14 protein-coding genes are annotated in these 19,629 nt (G+C 42.8%); all 14 read right to left on the bottom strand.

What is annotated here, in order from left to right; translation table 11 throughout:
- Nucleotide 1 precedes the first annotated feature (1 nt).
- Complete coding sequence (locus tag KSX81_RS14610; protein WP_004322233.1) at nt 2-1,372, bottom strand: SpoIID/LytB domain-containing protein; 1,371 nt, start codon at nt 1,370-1,372, stop codon at nt 2-4.
- Between the two features lie 12 nt (nt 1,373-1,384).
- On the bottom strand, nt 1,385-3,835 hold the full coding sequence (locus KSX81_RS14615; protein WP_217725421.1) for a DUF4922 domain-containing protein: 2,451 nt from the start codon (nt 3,833-3,835) through the stop codon (nt 1,385-1,387).
- Nucleotides 3,836-3,848: 13 nt separating this feature from the next.
- Nucleotides 3,849-5,321: a sodium:solute symporter gene (locus tag KSX81_RS14620; RefSeq protein WP_004322231.1), complete on the bottom strand. Its 1,473-nt coding sequence runs from the start codon at nt 5,319-5,321 to the stop codon at nt 3,849-3,851.
- 91 nt (nt 5,322-5,412) lie between these two features.
- On the bottom strand, nt 5,413-6,687 hold the full coding sequence (locus KSX81_RS14625; protein ID WP_008776472.1) for a hypothetical protein: 1,275 nt from the start codon (nt 6,685-6,687) through the stop codon (nt 5,413-5,415).
- A gap of 261 nt (nt 6,688-6,948) precedes the next feature.
- Complete coding sequence (locus KSX81_RS14630) at nt 6,949-7,983, bottom strand: DUF4857 domain-containing protein (RefSeq protein WP_004322229.1); 1,035 nt, start codon at nt 7,981-7,983, stop codon at nt 6,949-6,951.
- A 40-nt stretch (nt 7,984-8,023) separates the two neighbouring features.
- Nucleotides 8,024-8,692, bottom strand: coding sequence for a hypothetical protein (locus KSX81_RS14635; RefSeq protein WP_004299700.1), 669 nt, complete (start codon nt 8,690-8,692; stop codon nt 8,024-8,026).
- A 70-nt stretch (nt 8,693-8,762) separates the two neighbouring features.
- Complete coding sequence (locus KSX81_RS14640) at nt 8,763-9,650, bottom strand: ABC transporter ATP-binding protein (RefSeq protein WP_004299701.1); 888 nt, start codon at nt 9,648-9,650, stop codon at nt 8,763-8,765.
- Nucleotides 9,651-9,672: 22 nt separating this feature from the next.
- The gene (locus KSX81_RS14645) at nt 9,673-10,239 is read right to left on the bottom strand and encodes a PepSY-associated TM helix domain-containing protein (protein WP_004299702.1); all 567 of its coding nucleotides are present in this window, start codon (nt 10,237-10,239) and stop codon (nt 9,673-9,675) included.
- The gene (locus KSX81_RS14650) at nt 10,226-10,813 is read right to left on the bottom strand and encodes a hypothetical protein (RefSeq protein ID WP_004299703.1); all 588 of its coding nucleotides are present in this window, start codon (nt 10,811-10,813) and stop codon (nt 10,226-10,228) included. The genes KSX81_RS14645 and KSX81_RS14650 overlap by 14 nt, the downstream gene beginning before the upstream one ends.
- A 202-nt stretch (nt 10,814-11,015) precedes the next feature.
- A complete protein-coding gene (locus tag KSX81_RS14655) occupies nt 11,016-12,641 on the bottom strand; it encodes a fimbrillin family protein (RefSeq protein WP_004299704.1) in 1,626 nt (541 codons plus the stop codon).
- Between the two features lie 35 nt (nt 12,642-12,676).
- A complete protein-coding gene (locus KSX81_RS14660; protein WP_004299705.1) occupies nt 12,677-14,188 on the bottom strand; it encodes a DUF6850 family outer membrane beta-barrel protein in 1,512 nt (503 codons plus the stop codon).
- Nucleotides 14,181-15,413: a DUF4876 domain-containing protein gene (locus tag KSX81_RS14665; RefSeq protein WP_004322223.1), complete on the bottom strand. Its 1,233-nt coding sequence runs from the start codon at nt 15,411-15,413 to the stop codon at nt 14,181-14,183. Before KSX81_RS14665 ends, KSX81_RS14660 begins: the two co-directional genes overlap by 8 nt.
- 4 nt (nt 15,414-15,417) lie before the next feature.
- The gene (locus KSX81_RS14670) at nt 15,418-18,255 is read right to left on the bottom strand and encodes a TonB-dependent receptor (RefSeq protein WP_004299707.1); all 2,838 of its coding nucleotides are present in this window, start codon (nt 18,253-18,255) and stop codon (nt 15,418-15,420) included.
- Between the two features lie 240 nt (nt 18,256-18,495).
- Complete coding sequence (locus tag KSX81_RS14675) at nt 18,496-19,503, bottom strand: aspartate-semialdehyde dehydrogenase (RefSeq protein WP_004299708.1); 1,008 nt, start codon at nt 19,501-19,503, stop codon at nt 18,496-18,498.
- Nucleotides 19,504-19,629: the final 126 nt, after the last annotated feature.

The following is a 19,629-nucleotide window of genomic DNA, read 5'->3' on the forward strand; positions in this document are numbered from 1 at the left end:
TTCATTGATATTGTTTTTCGAGCGTACTGCCGGGGTAATAGTGAGACAGTATTTCTTCATACTTATAACCTTGCTCTCCCATTACGGCAGCACCAATCTGACAAAGTCCTACTCCATGTCCCCATCCGGCTCCGGTAAGGATGAATCGTGAAGGAATTTTATCTTTTTTATGTCCCTTTTCTTCATATTCCTTGTCTATTACGAAGGCGGAACTATAAAGATGGGAAGTAGATAGGGTACGACGTATTTCCAGCTCTTTTCCGATAATAAGTGTCCGCAAGGTTCCTACAATCTTCAATCGGACAAGGCGTCCCGACGTTCCCCGTTCTATAGGAATTAAGTCCAGAATTTGCCCGAAATCAATCCCCGAACGTTGATGAATCAGGGTTGAAAGTTCTTGTTGGGAGTAGCAGACTTTCCAACGATAGAAGTCTGTCGTTTCCTGGTCATAGTTGTTTAAAACCTGGCTTAGAATCTTTTTGTCCTGCGTGTGGCAGAATGCGACAGGAGAAGTACGAATCCATTTATCAGCCTCCGTCTCTATTGTCAAATCGGGTAGTTGGTCTTCGATCTTACAATCCCGTTGACCGATGAGATAGGGGTGCTTTACGTTTTCCCAACAATTCTGGAACTCTTCAAAAGCCCCGCCGCAACATTTAGAGAAACGGGCATCACAAATCGTTCCTGCATACATCAATACTTCGCCCCGGGTAGCAGTGACTGCTTCGATAGCTTGTGGTGTTGAGGCACGTGTGATTCCTTGATACCGTTGGCAGTGATCGTCTGCGCATACGTCAAAGTTTTTGTGCGCTTCGTGGTCATACCATTTGATAAATTGAGAATCCGAAACGAAAGATGGAGAACAGGTTGCGCTATCCTTCTGTATAGACTTTCCTGTTTTCTCGTTCTTCATTTCCTGTTTTCTACTCTCTGTCTTACACTTATTCAACAGCCAACTTCGGGAAATAACAGCATGTGCCTTTAGTAGTTCTAAAGAAGCAGTAGCACTCATTTCTGATGAAATCACACTGATGAGATATTCTTCGATGGAAATAATATTGATAGCAGTAAGTTGTTCCCCTTCGACGATGATCTTTAACTCCCCTTTGAATTTCTGGACTTCTTTGCGTTCCCAATGGAAGTTGATTCCGATGGTCACATCTTTCAGTTCAAAGAAAGCAGGTGCACCTTGTTGGGGAGTGAAAGATAATTCATTATATTCTTTCCCTTGCCAATGAATCTTCCCATCCCGGTAAATAGCCTTTTGCATACCGGAGCTTTCCGTTCCGTCGGAGGAGATAAATTTTATAGGGAAAGAAAATTCAATCTCTTTCCCGGAAAGAATACCAACACTTATTAAGGGGACTCGCATATTACTTTATTACTATTTCTTTTTGAATAATTGATCGCATAGAGTATTTAATTGTTGGGGAGATAAACTTATCTCCTTGTAAATCTCTGTGAGTTTTTTGGCGTTTAATTTATCCATGTCTTCTTCTCTGACAATCGGGAATATGCCACCCATTTCTGCAACAGCCGGACTTATTAATAGCCCTTTTTCTTTTGGGGTATAATAGCAATCGGGACGATGTTTTGAGCGTAGGAAAATGATGCAATTCCATACTTCTATTTCGTCACCTCCGAAATGGCTTATTTTATCGAGACCATACCAGGTTATCATGTTGATTAAAGGTTCCTTATCCGAATAAATGATGGAAAGATTTTGGTAGACCTTTTCAAATTGTTGCATTAAGTCAATTTTCAGACCTGATGTCATACCTATGCAAGTTGTGAATACATTGTCTACATAAGTTGTTACGCCGTTTTCATTTTCTAATATACTCTTCAAGAAATTCAGCGCAAAAGGGTTAGTCAGTTCTTCTTCTTTTCCTGCTGCCTGGAAATGCATGTGGTCAGGGGCGGAAGCACCGCACTCCGGTCCGTTATAGAGTATATAGAACTCGTCCAGGTTTTCAGCTAAGTGAAGCATATCTTCAAAACGTCCTTTCATGCTTTGTGGAGTGTGTTCCTTGTCGATGATTGTCAAGTGACGCTGAAAAATGGGGTAGGGGTTGAGGCATACCTCATAATGTCCGAATGCTAGATATGTTTGCTCTGCGGGGCGGTTTTTCCCGCATAAGAAACAAGGCCTTTCCTGGATAGAACGACTATCTGTTTTTGCCATGGTCGAGAGGATGCGTTGAGGATTCGGGAAAATTCTAACTTTCATCTCTCTATCTTCTTCCTTCAGTTTCAAGACTTTTTTCTTTTCCAGATTTTCTTCCAACGCTTCATAGTTCCTTTTCGCAAGTTCCCAGTTTTCTTTTTGGTTTTCTATCATTTCCTCTACAAGTTCTTGAAACTCTTCATCGATAGTATGCATCTGGATTCTGCCCTTAATTTCCCATGTGCGGATTCGGTCTTTGTAGAAGTTGTTCCGATTGACTTTTTCTGTGCTTAATGCGGCGTCAGAGTTACCTTCCCAACGGCGACAGAGGTATATTACATCATAGATACGTCCGATCTTATACTCCCGTGAGATTCGTAATCCTATGGCGTAATCTTCACCATAGCTGGTATTCGGCAATTTGATATCACGAAGAATAGGAGTGTAGAAAGCTCGTGGAGCACCCAAACCATTGATACGTAGAGCGTTGTTCTTTCCATTTTCCGGTGTCCACTCTTTGTGGTCAATGATACCGGGGGGGATTTCGTTCAGTTGGAAGTCGGTCATTAGATAGGTACCTATAACCATTGCGCAGCTTTCCTTATAAAAGGTGTCTACGATTTTCTGTAAAGTGGATTCATCTTTATATAAATCGTCGCTATCTAACTGTATAGCGAACTTTCCGCATTTTTCGTGACATATACCCTTGTTCCAGCACCCTCCTATACCTAAATCATTTTCTTGGGGGATGATATGGATCAATCTTTTATCGCTACTTAGTTCCTGGAGAATTTCCGTCGTTCCATCGGTGGAATGATTGTCGATAACAATAATGTTAAAAGAGAAAGTGGTCCGTTGGTTTAAAGCCGAATTGACAGCATCGCGGATTGTATGAGCACGATTGCGTACAGGGATGATGACAGATGCCTCGAATTCAAAGTTTTCGCTGTGAAGATTTACAGGCCGTGAAGAAGTAGGCATGAAATAAGCATCAATACATTTCAGGTATTCGGTGCAGGCAGCTTCCATTTCAATTTGTACTTCCCGATTTTTGGGGTTTACATAGTCGAATTGTTTCTCTCCGCTTTTTCTGGTATCTGTTTCAATTTCGATGTATAGATATTCATTGATGTGCACAATTGAATATTTGTAAGAGATGAATAGACGCATAGCATATAGTCCTGCGTATTTGTACTCTTCACGCAAAGCATCTGCTATTTTAGTGAAGGCAGAAGAACTGAATAGAAGCATGGAACCGAAATCGAAATCATCCCGGACGCTTCCTAATTGGTAGTCAATGACAGGTGCTTGTTTAAGTTCTCCGTTAATCAGCTGATAGTGGTCGGCATAAACTATTCCATTCTTTTTATCGTTCTCCATGATTTGCACCATGCGTTCCAAGGCATACAGTCCCAGTTTTAATGGAGTTTGTTTCAAGTAGAACAGAGTATATTCCGTATTGGCATTGGCTGCAATTGTTTTCATTGTGTCTGTGGAATAGAACCCTTTAACAGAGAGATATTCACAACCCGGAAGAGCTTTCTTACCGGGCTCCGAACCTAATAAATAGATCTTATTTACTAGCTCTGACACTTGTAGTTCCTTTACTGTCTGCATGGTATCTTCCGGGGTGCCGAAAGGTATGAAGCAATTAATTTTCTTCTTCATCTTCATCTTAATATTAAAGAACTGTCGTATTGTCCATCGTTGATTTCTTTCGAATGAGGAAGCAAAGCCCGATGAAAGTAAATGCAGCGTTAAATAATAGCAGCTCGTAACTAATTTGGTAACCGTTGAACCATGCTTCCGAATTTCGTTGCAGGATATAGCAAAGAATAGGAGAAGCGATAGCTACCAACGGAATATATTTATCATAAACTTGTTTCTTGGTGAAGATGCCGAAAGCGAACAACCCTAAGATAGGACCATACGTATAACTGGCCAATGTGTAAATCGCATCAATCACACTGGTGTTGTTCAGCAAATTGAATACAAAAATGACTGCCCCCATCACAACTGCCATACCGATATGTACCTGTTTGCGTATCTTGCTAAGTGCCGCCTCTCCTTTTATCTGTGCATGTAAAATATCTACAGTAAAAGAAGTGGTCAGTGCCGTCAAGGCAGAACCCGCTGCAGAATAGGCGGAGGCTATCAGTCCGATAATGAATAATATTCCGACTATGCCGGGAAAATAATTTCCGGTAGCGATCATCGGAAACAACTCGTCGCTTTTTCCCGGATTCTCAATGCCTTGCTGTGCTGTGAACGTATATAGCAGTACTCCCAGCATCAGAAAAAGCAGAATGACAAAGAACTGTGAGATTCCACTGGTAATCATATTTTTCTGCGAGTCCCGGAAGTTCTTGCAGCTAAGATTGCGCTGCATCATATCCTGGTCGAGCCCGTTCATGGCAATAACGGTGAATACACCTGCCAGGAATTGTTTGAAGAAATATCGTTTGTCGTTGACATCGTCAAAAAAGAATGTCTTGGAAAAGTCACTGTCTGAAATCGTACTAACCAGACCGCTGAAATTCAGATGCAGGCTGGAAGCAATATAATAGATGCAAAGTACAACCGACACTACCAGGCAGAATGTTTTTAGAACATCCGTCCATATCAATGATTTCACTCCACCGCGGAAAGTGTAAAGCCATACGATAAATACCGTAAGGATCACGTTCAACAGGAATGGGAGATGGAAAGGATCGAAGATAAGAAACTGCAATGTCAGGCATACGAGAAAGAGCCGGACGGCTGCCCCTAGCATCTTTGAAATAAAAAAGAACCAGGCTCCCGTCTTGTAGGAAGAGCTTCCGAACCTGTTCTCCAGATATTCATAAATGGAAACCAGATTCATGCGATAAAAGAGGGGAACAAGTACAAATGCAATGATAATTTGTCCTACTATGAATCCCAGCACCATCTGCAGGTAAGAAAAGCTACTTGCCTGTACCATACCCGGAACGGAAACGAAGGTGACTCCGGAAATGGTGGAACCGATCATGGCAAAGGCAACGATATACCAGGCTGATTTACGGTTTCCTACAAAGAATCCTTCATTGTCGGCTTTGCGTCCTGCTATATAAGAGATAGTGAACAGGATGATAAAGTATGCCACAGTAGTAATAGATATAACGGCTGGACTCATATCTGCTGTTTAAATTCGTTTGAGGATGAATATCCGGAACTTGTTTACTTTGCCTACAAATGTAGGGAATTTATCATAGATATACATACTCTTACATATTTTTTATTCCGGGTGTGCCTCCGGTGGCATGTTTGGAGGAACGCCAGTTTTTGTTGAGCGAGGACAACTCCGGAGATTTCTTTTCAAGCGAAACGCCGGTTATTTTATCAATGGTGTGCATTTCATCTCTAAAACAACAAGTGTCAAAAGTATGTCCTGGTGCAGTCTCTTTACTACTTGAAAGTGCCAGATACCCGCCATTATTGTTCAGTGCCGGGAAGTTCGGTATAATTATTATATTTTCTCCACCGACTTTATGTTTCTGAACAACTCTGTTGAAGTATTTCGTGAAGCAAAGATATGCTTTGGCAGGAATGGTTAGGGGAGTAGAAGGACTTTCATTTTGAAGGATGGTAGTATTGTATATTGCCCCGTCTTTATACATCTTATATAGATAAAGTGCCGGTAAAATGATAGCCTGTTCAGTCGGATTGTAGATTTCTATATATTCTGCACCATCAGTGGCATTATTATACATGATTTCATTGAAAAGAAGCATACCTCTCACATCTTTCGGTAATTCGGGGGTGTTCGGATTATCTGGAATGTCTGTTCCGGGATGATCGGGTGTTTCATCAGGTGTAGTGTCCGTTTCTACGTTATTAGATAGCTGTATGTGATGAAATGTAAATCCTTTACAGCGGGTTTTGGTGTAAATGCAGTATATACCGCAGTAGCGGGAAGTTTGTATATCGGTATCTTTTATTTGTTTTTCTTTTACGTATTCATTCTCGGATTCACGTCGTGTCCAAAAAGTCCAGTAACCATTATTGTCACGTTCTACTTTTATATATAGTTTCGGTGAAGAGTCTCCTTTCATCAACTCTCTTCCCGAAGCCAGTAGTTTAGATTGGTCTCCGTTTTGACGATAAAGAGTTACATTATCTTTGGCTCCTCCTATCTGAATATAATAACCGTTTAAATTACCGGAAAGAATGTTTGAGGAAGAAGTCAGATAAAATCGTGCATAATTGTTAGCGGAAGGATTAAAGGTGAGGTGAACTCCAAATTCCCAACGGGTATTTTTTACAGAGGTGGAAGGAATGGTGACATAAGCTGTTCCGGCGTCTTCGTATGGATCATTCAGATGGATTCCTTCTTTAGAATTGATGGTGAATTTGTCCATCTCTCCTTCCCAGGGAAGTTCGGAGGTAACTGTATCCTCTCCCTCTGAATCTCCTTTTTCTTCGTCATTAGCAGGGAGCGAACAATTATAGAACAATATGATGAAGATACTTAGGAAAGCAAATGCTTTGTAAACTTTCATACGGTTTTTAATTTGAGTTTTTTCGTTTTACCGTATTTGTTTGTGTATAATGCAGAAGCAATTGCGGTCTGAATATTTGAATGAGTCGGCAAAGATAAACTTTCTTGCCGGAAAAAGCCTATACTTACAGAAGAAAAGATTGTAATTCTTTTTGTTTCCTATACACGCATGGGAAGAAAACTGTAAGGGACTACCCTAAGTCATATTTAATAGATTGACTTTTGATAGTCCCTTACAACTGTTACATTCAATATGGGAATACTATTCGAAACGTGGTATTACATATTTATCAGTATAAGATGTGAAAGTAATACCGGGCATGGAATGAGTAGACGATGCGTTCTCTAATTTTTTAATCAATGAATAATCGTCGGCATTCAATGCGTAATAATTATCAGAGGTCGGAGTAGTCACACGTACCGTCCAATCGAACATATTACCGATAATGGTTAGTGCATCCGTTTCGGGATTGAATACCGGGATTCCTGTTTTTACGATTTCATACGTCCGATTCTGCAACACATAGAAGGCGTTGTTGACATCGGTCATAAAAGCAAGCGTCTTTTTGTTTCTGAACTCGGGCAGATACAGATGCTTTAACGTCAGTCCTTCAGGCAAGGTGATGGCACGGACATACGGACGCCCTTTCACCTGTTTCAGATGAAACAGACGGCGGTCGGCATCCAATAGAAGGTAACCTTCGTCATACTCCTTTTTCACCGTCGGATTTCCTACAATCTCCGTTGCCGGGAAACGAAAATCTTTCTTAGTCATAGCTTCGGTAAACTGAAGGCTTTTATCTTCCTTCACGCTGTTGGTAGCCATGTCGATGAATTCGATCCCTTTGGAGGTGATGCGGAATACATCATCCGGCATTTTTAAATCCACACGTCCTGACATGGATTCCATTAGCGGGTAAAGTCCGATAGAAGGCGCATTGATATCCGAAGGAACGCTGCGGAAGTTGAAGTTTTCCGTCTGCACCATTTTGGGAGTCACTGCGATTCCTTGAATGGTATCTGGAAAACGCTCGTCAGACATCAACTGGCGGAAGTAAAACATAGGCAGGATGCTGTCGAAAGCAGCTTCCGAATAAATGTTTCCTGCCAAGTCGCGACGCACGCTTCCCTTTCCCTCTTCCTGTCCCATCTGTGCGAAATCGCCAATGACGAAACTATATAGGGTAAAGGGAGTCTTCTCCGGCTTTACGACAAAGAAATTGTAACACCAAGGCAACTGCCAAAGAAGCAGGAAAGCGATGGTTACATATAATAGTATGGTACTGAAACGTCTCATTTCTCAATCTTTTAATTTTTAATCTTTAATTTTTAATTGTTTAGTCCTGCTTTCCGGCCTTAAATCGTACGATAGAAAGCCACGAGAAAGAAGCTGTCAACAAAGTATAAACCACTAAATAAGGGAGGAACTTGTTGTATGCTTCCGGTGTGGGCGACAGAAAGAAGATCCGGAGTAACAATACAGCGATAATGAGATTCAGAATACGACGTTTCCATGCCGGTTCAAGGCAGATCCATGCGACGAGCAGGTAGCCGGAAATCCCGGCAAGATACCACGTTAAAGCGGTGAGCAATATGTGGTTCTTCAGTTCATGGGCAAGTATTCCGTTCAGGTATACTTCCATCAACAGGAAATTAGAAGCAAAACAGACAAGAATCAATATGAGTCCGGAGAGTAACATATTGCCCGTCATTTTTAGTTCCGGATAAGGCAGATGGAGAGTCAGTTTCAAACATTTGCGTTGCATCTCGGGGACAAACTGCACGATTGCCATCAGGATTCCGGCAATCAGGGGGATATATTGCAACATATCAATGAAGATAACATCGCGTTGCAGCATGACTTCCCATACATGAGCAGCCCCTTTCATTTCTACCACCCGGTTGATGCGAAGCATACAATAGCCTGTAAAACCGAGTGTGGCGAGCACGGCAAGCAGAAAATACCACCGTGTCTTTATCCATTCTTTATAAAATATAGCGTACATTTTTGAGGATTTATGATTTATGAATTATGATTTGTGGGTTACGAGTAGCCAATTTTTATTCTTAATTTAATCAGTATTTGCCTGTCAGGCCGATAAATGCATCCTCCAAATTTACCTGTTCACTATGAAAATTAGTGTAAGGCACTGACATTGATTTCAGTTTTGCTTCTGTCTCTGTCGGTTGCAGGAAGGAGAAGGTCTCCAACTGGTTTCGCATGACAGAAGGATGATAGAAATCATCAGACGCAGGAAGTTCATAACCTTCGGGAATAGTGAAAGTGTAGCGACGTCCTTTTTCCAGTAATTCGACGATTGGTTTCTGAATCAGTATCTTTCCGTAGTCCATGATAATACAGTCATCAACGAGTCGTTCCATATCCTGAATGATATGTGAGGTCAGGAAGACGGTTTTCCCTTCCGAGCGGGCATAGTCACGGAGATAGTCGACAAACAAGCGGCGGTAACCGGGATCGAGTCCGAGTGAGAAGTCGTCCAATACTAGAAGTTCCGGGTTTTGTGCAAGGATAAGTCCGAGGGCAACTTGTGAGCGCTGTCCGCATGACATACGTGAGATACGTTGTCCGGGAGCGACTTTCAACTTATTCATCAGTTCATAGTACGCTTCCTTTTTCCATTGACCGGGGTAGAAAGCTGCGTAGAATTTCTCTATCTCGGTGATGGTCATGAATTGATATTGCACATGACCTTCGATGAGCAGTCCGATATTGCGACGCAGAGCCGGTGCCATTGTCTGTATCTCCTGTCCGAAGATGCGACATTCTCCCGAACGGGGTTTCAGGTAACCGCTCAAGATATTGATAGTGGTGGTCTTGCCCGTACCGTTCTTTCCCAACAGTCCCAGGATGCGTCCTTTGGGTACTGTGAAACTAAGATTTTCGTAAATCAACCGTTTGCCGTAATAGTGCGTCAGATTGTTACATTCGATAATATGTTCCATTTGATTTTATCTGTTATTCTATTCAAAAGAAGAAAAGGAAAAGAATGGGAATCAAGATTCCGACAATGACTTCAATTCCTCCTCTGCCGATAATACCCTTATTTCCTTTCAGCATGATGATGCCGGAGAGAGTAATGATAATAAGAGCGATGGCGAAAATATCAGCAAAGTAAGTCCACCATTGTCCCGGGTTGTAATGTAAACGGGACATTGCTCCGATAAGCGGGCGGCGGGTGACGGATTCATATACCGCTTCTCCTGTCTTCACGTTTACCAGGAGATTGGAGCCGCCTTTCAGGAAGACTTTCATTACGTCCGTTTTCGGGAAGTAAAATTTGGTATAGTTGCCGGTTTCTCCCAAAGGTTCCAGTAGAGTAAGTACTTTCTCTTTACTCATTCCTGCTTTGTCCGGTAGCTTTTCCGCTATTTTATATTCTTTCCGCGTGATGGAGAAGTTCGGATTAATCGTATCACGGTGATTCATTACAATTCCGGAAATGGCATATATCAATACCATTCCGGAAAAGAAAAATGACAGGTCACGGTGTATGAGCCGGCTCCATTTACGAACAGTACTACTCCACTCCATACGAGTTGGCTTCCATAAAATAGAAAGATAAATACTCTTTTCCTGTTTCTGCTTTGCGGTCGGCTATTTTTGCGCGGAAGTCTGCGATGCGGGCTTCGGGACTGTTGGCTGTTTCGCCGCGTGCTTTCTTTTCAGAATCGCATCCGGCTTCACCGGTTCCGTGTTTTTCGGCAGCTTGTGCTTTGAGTTGTGCTTCCCAGTTCTGGAGGTAGGCTTCGTCAATGCGTTGTTCTTTCAGTGTTCCGGTAACACGAACGATGGAGTTCACGCATTTAGGATCGAATGCTCCCAAAGTGCCCGCTTCTACACGGATCACTTGGGTATCGTCGCTACCCATCAGGAAGATTTTCTTTGCGCCATGTTTGCAGGTATGTGTGCAGACGCCTTCAATGGTCACTTCTTGTCCTGCAAGGCTTTCGGCATTGGCAAGAAGAGAATCAATTTCCAAGGCGGAAGATGCAGACTGTTCTGTAGTCGCTTCTGATGCGCTTTTCTGTTGTTTGTTACCACATGAAGTTCCGATAAAAGTCATTGCCACGATGGCAATTGCGATTGTTAGCTTTTTTGTTTTCATTGTTATTGCTTCGTTTTTATATAGTTTGTAATCTGTTTTTCGTTTGTTTATAGCTTATCGTAGTTCGCCTTACGGGCGAGGGGGGTAGCCTTACTTGAAACTTTTAGTTTCCCAGTGTGAAACTGGTAGTTTCAAACCTTGAAACTGTTGGTTTCTCACCGAGAAACTAAAGGTTTCAAGGCATGAAACAAATATTAGTCTTTTAGTTGCCGGCTTGATCCCTTATGCAACGAACTTGCATACCGGCTTTAATGCTAACATAAGATAATGATAATCTGCCTTCCGGATACTTGGTTGCATTGATTGTACTCATTAATCCAAAGAACTGTATATTGGTTAGTAGGCCGCTGGTACTATTGTATATGGGCTTGTAGGCGGTCGAAGTCATGAGATAATTCATTGCCGGTTTTCCATGCCACGCAGCTTGAATCTTGGCGTCATCTGCTATTGCAGTTTTTTGGTAGCTGCCGGCGCCTGTAAGACTTGTTGCCATACGAACACCGGAGAATTGGTAATTGAATCCTGCATCCATCAGTGATGATATTTTGGCTCCATCATAAGCTGTATCATAAAAAAGAGCTTTATCACCATCAGCCGGTACCTTGCCGTCGGCATCATTCGTTGTTTTTCCTACCAGATTAAAGTACTCCAGACGTGTCGGTATGTGCCATCCTTTCGGGCAGATTCCTTGTGCTCCTTCAAAGGAGGTCAGATTACTATCAGTAATTTCTTTACCACCCAGTGCAGCCTGGAAATCATATAGATAACCTAATTCTTTTATGGCACTTTCTTTTGTTGTAGCTACGGTTGCACCGTCGGCTGTGATTTCATACGGATACCAAACATGGCTATCAGCAGTTGGATCACTTGAAGGAGTATACCCTTTCGGTAAATAAATAAGCGGTTCAGCCATCCATGTCGTACCGTTTGAGAGAGTTACAGTCTTATATTTTACATTATCATACAGGAAATAGTTCTGATCGAGATGTTCCTCGAAAGGAATCTCATTATCAGCTCCAATTTCACCCTCATCTGTCCAGTTTTCAATGTCACCACTAAGTTTGACTTCTATATCGTCAGGTAACACGCGAATGTTCACACTGTATTGTCCTCCTTGTGCCAAAGTGGTAGATGTGAGCTTCTGTGACAAGGTCTTGCCGTCAGATGTTGCTACTTCAAGCGTCAAGGCTACTGTTTGGGGAACGATAATGGCGCGGTATGTCTCATTCGCTTTAACGGCTTGTGCAACAATGCTTGTTGCGGAGGCGTTTGCATCAGCAGTCACTGTGAGAGCACTCAAATCAAGAGTTGCAGTCGGGATGGAACCTTTCAATGCGATAGACGAGATGTTAGCTTCTACTTCCTTTGTTACATTAATCACTAATTTAGTAAACATGTGTTTGAAGTTCATGCTTATAACGTTGGTAGTCGGAAGTACATCCGATTTCTTTGCTGCCATAAAATCTGACGCTCCATATCCACTAGTCTGATCGGTTTCAACAGTAAATGAAGCCGGAGTATTACTCTCTTTATAGGGATAATAGGCTACTATTTGCGATTTGTCATTTCCTTCCGGGTACCAGAGTAAATCGCCTGCAAATACTCCGTCATTGTATGTCATCTGTTTATTCTCTGCATATACGAAGTCACCGTTTTGGGTGATTGTAACACCGATTTTATCTCCGGTTTCAAAGTTAACTTCCGTAGCACGTGTAATAATGGGAGAGATAGTAATGCGACTGTTTGCAGGAGTCGTAGCTTCGTTCTCTTCCTGCTGACAAGAGACCAAAAGCGCTGCTGCGAAGATAAATGTCAAACTCTTTTTCATTGCTTAATAATTTAGTTTATTTATATTCATTGTTCTCAAAAAGTATATCCTAATTTGATAGTCTCGTTCCAACGGTTCGAACCATCTATATATTGCAGGTTGAAACCGTGCGTATAACTACCCTGTACTTCCGCATAAATTCCATAGTTGAAATGATAGCGCAATCCGAGATGAAATGTCGCTTGTGGGGCGGTTGCATATTCATTTTTCAGATTGTAATAATCAGTCAGCCGATAAGGCGGATCACCCGGTTCCGTATCTGTTGCCGTAGTCCTGTTTTTCTCGGTAAAGTTTCCTATGGCAAAGGATGCAGCCGCTTTCAGGTCGAGTTTCCCCAGATGAAATACGCTGGAGATATAAGTCTGGCTACAAATCATCTTTTCCGAAACCACATAAGGATACATCTGTGTGGTCAGTCGTCTGAATGTTGATATATTCGTTCCCAGGCGAAGTTCCGTGCGGGGACTAATCAATTCATATTCGGGATGGACGGAGAAAACATCCTGCTCAAAAATACGATTGGAACCGTGTACGTGAGTGGTCGTTATCCCGTTCACAGTTTCTTTGGTTATCACATTTTCGTTGTTGACCAGATGTGACCATTGCAAGTTCAGTCGCAGAAAATGCTCTTTCTTTTCCTGTTTGAAATGATAACTCAAATGGGAGGTAATTCGGTGGGTTGGAAATTTAAACCAGATAGCATCTCTTTCACCGGCAGAACCTGAAGAATACGTGTATTCAGCATCTCCGTAAAATCCTTTCCATTGAAGTTGCAAGGCTCCCCCGTTCGACAATTCTTTGATGGGGAAACCGTTGACACCCGATTCACTAAGATGGATTCCACTCCCGTCCCATGCCTCGTAAGCTCCATACATAAGTCCTTTATCCAGAAAAGCATTGTAAGAGTTTTCGGCTGTACCGATGACTTCTGCTTTCACTGATTCACTGTTTTTACCGAGAATATAGGAAAAGCCGATCGCCATATCTCCCGAATGATACATGACGCTGGGGGCTATTTTCAAATCCAGTCGGTAATTGGTATGCCGCAAGTCCTTTCGTTTGGAATAGTTGGAAGCGGCAAAGTCTATCTTTCCTCCTAATCGCCAGTTGGGTGAAATATCAGTTGCAATACCACCCATGAAAGTGTAAGTTTGCAAGTCTTTACGTCCGGGTGTGAACTCCAGGAGGTCTACGGGATAAAATCCTGGGTGGATAAACATCGAACCGCTCATATCCTTGCCTGAAGTATGATCGAATGAGAATGAACCCGTCAGTGAATAGCCTTTCAGATGAGTGATGGACTTTGCTACCGCTCCGGCACTCCATGCTTCTTTTGCTTCGTAATAGTTGTGGAAATCACCGTGGTTATTCTTTCCGTACAGTTCGGCATAGGAAGCAGAAATACTGTCCATCATGATACCTGTGACATTTGTCCCGGCATTCCAGGAGTTACGCCGTTCGATGATGTCATAAGTCTGCGCCGAAACTCCGGATGTCAGACATAGGATCCAAAGGCCTGTTATATATATTTTCTTCATCTCACTCATGCAAAGATTGTTTTTCCCGTTCATAAAAATCGGTAGAAGAGTTGTTTGTATCTACCAGTACTTCGTAACCCGCTTCCTGTGTCGCTTCTTCATCCACATGACGGTATAAACTGCGTCCGTTGTATGTGGCACTTTGAGTGACATATCCCGCATCGATGGATGGAGAAATACGCTTTTTATTGTTGGAAGAACCGCCATAATATACTTCCGTGCCATCAATCACCCAGTCAAGTGGTATCGCTATCACCTGATCCGTAGTGCTTCCCGGTTTTTGTATGACGCTTCCCTCTTTTAGAACGAAGTCCTGTATCGTGGTATCCTTGGCTTTAAAAATAACCGCGGCAGGAGAAAATATCGAGAATGAATAGGCGTTCGCCTGACCAGTCTTCAACACTACGTTCAGGTAATGATCCGGTGTGATCTGGTCGCCCGGAGCCGGATGATACTGTGTGTTCGGAAAATAAACATTATTATAGCATACAAAATATCCGGGTTTGTTCAGGTTGACAGATTGCGGATATTGTGCCGCATGGTCAACCGCTCCGTTGATGGCAATCACTGCATCTTCTCCCGGCTGAAGCGGGAACGTTTTACCGGTACCGCCAAATTGCCAGATACACTGAACGATGGGAGCAAAGTCCTTGAAGATAGTTGCTCCGGTTGCTTCATCCTGTGTCACCCATACATTAGTGGCTTGTGAATTGTAAGGGTCGAGTGCTCCGAAGCATAAACTATCCAGATATTGCACTTCCGAGTCGTTATTATGCAGGATAATGTACTTGTCGGATTGATAATTTCCTTCCAGCGGTAACTTTGTGCATCCTCCGCAGTAAATCTCTTTAATAATGATCGTCCCGGCCTTGGAATGAATGAGTGGGAGATTAAGAGATATGTCTCCGCTGGTTAGTTTGACATTATCAGCTAATCCGTTGAAAATATCCTTTCCGCCTTTGTCGCTGACTTGTACGCGGTATATACCTTTGGTCAAAGAGAATTGCGCCACTCCATTCTTGTCGGTTTTAGCCTTGTAAGAATTTCCACGGTCGACATCTTCAATCTTTACGGTCACTCCTTCCCGGAGATGATCCGTGTATCCGTCCGGATATACGGCAGTAACCTGCAGGCTGTGCAACTGGTTGTCATACGGATTCTCTTTATCGATATCTGTGCATCCCGCAAAGATGCCAGTCACTGTTAGTAATAATATGTAGATGAATTGTTTCATATAGTTAGAATTTGATACGGCAAGTAAGTCCATAATAGAAATCCGGGGTGAAGAGAGCGCTTACACCCGTTGCATGAGATTTTACATAAGGCCGTGAGTTGGTGAAATTAATCGCATTGAGAGAAAGAGATACATAGTCTCCAATCTCTTTGGTGATATTGATATTGGCAGAAAAATAAGGATCATATCCGTCTGCTGCAAATGTATAGGCATTGCCCGATTTGCGTATCAGGTAGGAGAATTCCGGATTCGCGGCTTCCGCTGATGTGAAAGGATGCATCTCATTATTCAGGTCGAGGTATGCTACCGGCCAGATAGCGGTATAAGAGTTACCGTCATAGATACTTCCCCCGGTTTGGGTATTACTGCTTTCGCTCACATTGAAAGCATATTCTTTTCCTTGATACTCGGAGATGTTCTGCGAACGCTTCACAAGCGAAGCTTCCAGTCGGCACGAGATAATCAGTCTGGCTTTCGGAATACGGGTGATGGCTGTGATATTGGCATCCAGCGAGTGGGTACGCTTGCCGTTGGCAGTAGTCGATAAGTTGTCGCCGTTGGCGTAGATACCTACATATTGGTAAGAACGATTGGCAAGACTGGTGTGCGACCATCCATTCTGATAATAATACGATAAAGAGTTGTCGATGTATTTCGTATAAGTATAAGCGGCATCTACCCGGAATTGCGTGCGAATCGGAGTAATTTCCGGGAAATCAACAATCATTTCCGCTCCGCGACGAATCACGTCCATTCCATTGTCGGGAGAAGTTGACTTTACAAAAGTCTGGTCGGTCACTTTGACATCCATAGGAGTCCAGTAACTGGATGCATTGTCGCGTATGTAAACCATCCCTGTCTGGTTATCTACATTGATTTGCGGGTTAGTCGGCATAGTGAATCCATCCGGCAATTGGAGCACATCATAGGAGAACGGAGTATAAGTACTTGCGTATTTATACGGCAGCTTGGTACGGTTGAAATAACCGACTAATGAAATTCTGGTACGGGCAATGTTGACGTCCAGACCGATTTCTGCGTTCTGATTCCGTTGCCAGCGTAGGTTTTCATTGTGCAATAACGTGTAGGGCTGACTATAATATATATAAGATGATTCAATCTTATTATAGGAAAAGCCGAAGGTCTGTATGTCCCGATATTCCTGTTTGGGATACAAGGTGTAGAAAGAGGGCAGCTTTTCGGTAATTCCCCAGCCGCCACGGATAGCGATATATTCGTTCAACTGCCATCTGGCATTGAAACGCGGAGATAGAGTATTCAGATTTTTATATTTCGTTCCCTTGATAAACAAATGTTCCCAACGCACCCCTGCCATCAGTCTAAGCATGGTATTTCCCACAGGAAATGACAGACTTTCTTCTGCATAAAGCGAAACATTATGCATATATGGATAAGTAGTGTAAGGACGGGGACGATAACCGTTCGGAGCCAATGACGGGTCTTTGTAATATTCTCCTTCACCCACATTGCCTGTTGCTTTCCATTGAACACCCGCTTTCAGGTTGCTGTTTACAGTCTTAAACCGTCTGTTCCATTCATATTTTAACGATGCGGCATAATCCAGTTCTTTGGAGTCGATGATTTGGTCGGCAAAGTAAGTATATGGCAGTTTGTTTGCCATAAAATATCCTTCCTCCGTGGCATGGACAGCCGGTTGCTCCGATGCATAGGAGTAGAACGTATGCGCGTGGGAGTTGTTATCATTGTAGTATATTGATGCGTCGAACTTAAGGTTGGTTATCCACGATTTGTTGAGCAGCCAGGCCAGTGAAGTGTTTGTCCGGAATACGTTATCTCTCACTTTGTTGTATTCTCCCGAATAGGCATCAGGATCATCTTTGGTATTCATTCCTCCGATATTGCCTGTAACACCGATGTCGAATCTTAATACGTTGCGGAACGTGTTGCTATATCCGGCAGAGAATCCTCTTCTTGTATAAGAAGAATAGGGAGATACCAACTTTTGAGTAGCCTTGGTCCACTCACCGTTTATGTTGATGACTCCTTTATCGTTTCCTAAATCCAATCCTTTAGCAAATGAAACCTGTTCGGTGCGAGGATTGATAGACAGCAATATGTTCCAGGGTGTTTTCCCTTTCCGGGTGTGAATCTTGACCATACCACTATTCAAGTCTCCATATTCTGCCGAAGGCACTCCGGTGATGACTTCCACCGATTCAATATCTGCAACAGTGATATTCCGGGTATCCACTCCGCTCATATTGCCAAACGAACCATTGTTTCCAATACGAACTCCATCCACTTCTACGGCTGTTCCAAATGCGGCATTGCCGGCTGTTGACCCTCCGTCGCGTAATGAGAAGATATTATTGGCGGTAAGATCCGGCACTTTAGTCTTTCCTCCCGGAAGGAGAGCGGAGATATCGCTCACGTTGGATACCTGTAGATGCTCCAATGCATGATTTCCGATGGTGAGCGTCGTGTTTAATTCATTTTTAGGTGCTTGTGCAGTAACGACTACATCATCCAGTGCAAGTGTATTTTCTTTGAGTATGATAGGAAGGTTATTGATATTGCTGCGCACATTTACGGGAATTGTTGCCGGTACATAACCCAAAAAAGAAACCTCCAGATTATATTTCCCTTCCTGTACTCCTTGTATCGTAAATTCTCCTTTCTGATTGGATACGGCCCACAAATAGGTACCTTTAATGAGAATAGAAGTACCAGGCAGGGGAGAATTCGTTTTTGCCTCGGTCACACGTCCCGAGATTGTATAGATGTTTGAATTAGCTGCGGCCTCAAATAAATTGAAAAATAGTAGCCCCCAGAATGCTATATTAAAAAGACAATACTTCATAGATAAGTTTTGCGCAAAATTCGATAAAAAACGAGTTTGTATCAATCGCTATAAATAGTTATTTTGGCAAATCCTGATACCTATAACTAGTGACTCGTTACCTACGAATAGGTATTTTCCCTCTAATTGCAGCTTGGAGAATAAAAAACCGGCTTGCATTGCGATTACTATCACATTGCAAACCGGTTGATTTATTTGGCTTATCTATCATTGACCGGATATTATATCCAGTCTATTGTATTAGATATTTTTTACTTTAATCAGATATTCGGCAATCTGCACAGCATTCAGTGCAGCGCCTTTCTTGATCTGGTCACCTACAATCCAGAAAGTCAATCCGTTTTCGTTTGTCAGGTCTTTGCGGATACGGCCTACGTATACCGGATCTTTACCTGCCAGGAACAGCGGCATCGGGTATTCTTTTTCGGCAGGATTGTCCTGCAGAACCAGACCTTCACCGTTAGCGAATGCTTCACGAGCCTCTTCTACGGAAATCGGACGTTCAGTTTCTACCCAAATACTTTCAGAGTGAGCACGTAATGCAGGAACACGTACGCAAGTTGCGCTAACTTTTACGTCAGAATGCATGATCTTGCGTGTTTCATTATACATCTTCATCTCTTCTTTCGTATAACCGTTTTCTGTAAACACGTCGATCTGCGGAATCAGGTTGAAAGCCAACTGATAGGCAAACTTCTCTACAGTCACAGGTTCGTTTGCCAATACCTGACGATATTGTTCGTACAATTCGTCCATGGCAGCGGCACCCGCACCACTTGCTGCCTGATAGGTAGACACGTGCACGGTTTTTATATGAGAAAGCTTTTCGATGGCTTTCAGTGCAACTACCATCTGGATAGTCGTACAATTAGGGTTGGCGATAACGCCGCGCGGACGTTCCAATGCATCCTCTGCATTTACTTCAGGCACCACCAAAGGCACATCGGCATCCATACGGAAAGCGCTGGAGTTGTCGATCATCACAGCACCATACTTGGTAATTGTTTTCTCGAACTCCTTAGATGTTCCTGCACCGGCAGAAGTGAAAGCAATGTCTACCCCTTTAAAGTCATCGTTGTGTTGTAAGAGTTTCACCTCGATCTGTTTACCGCGGAAAGTATATGTTGTTCCGGCACTACGTTTAGAACCGAACAAAACTAACTCGTCCATCGGGAAGTTTCTCTCATCGAGCACGCGCAGGAACTCTTGTCCTACGGCTCCGCTTACGCCAACAATAGCTACTTTCATCTTTTTCTTTTGTTAAATTGTGAATATTGAATTTCTCTCCTTATCCTGTCGAATAGAAAAGATTTGGCTGCAAAATTATAACAATTTAGCATATAAACATCGATTTTGAGAGAAATATTTCAGTTT

Origin of the sequence: Bacteroides sp. MSK.18.37 (genome assembly GCF_019129155.2) — a bacterium.
GTDB classification, from domain to species: Bacteria; Bacteroidota; Bacteroidia; order Bacteroidales; family Bacteroidaceae; genus Bacteroides; species Bacteroides ovatus.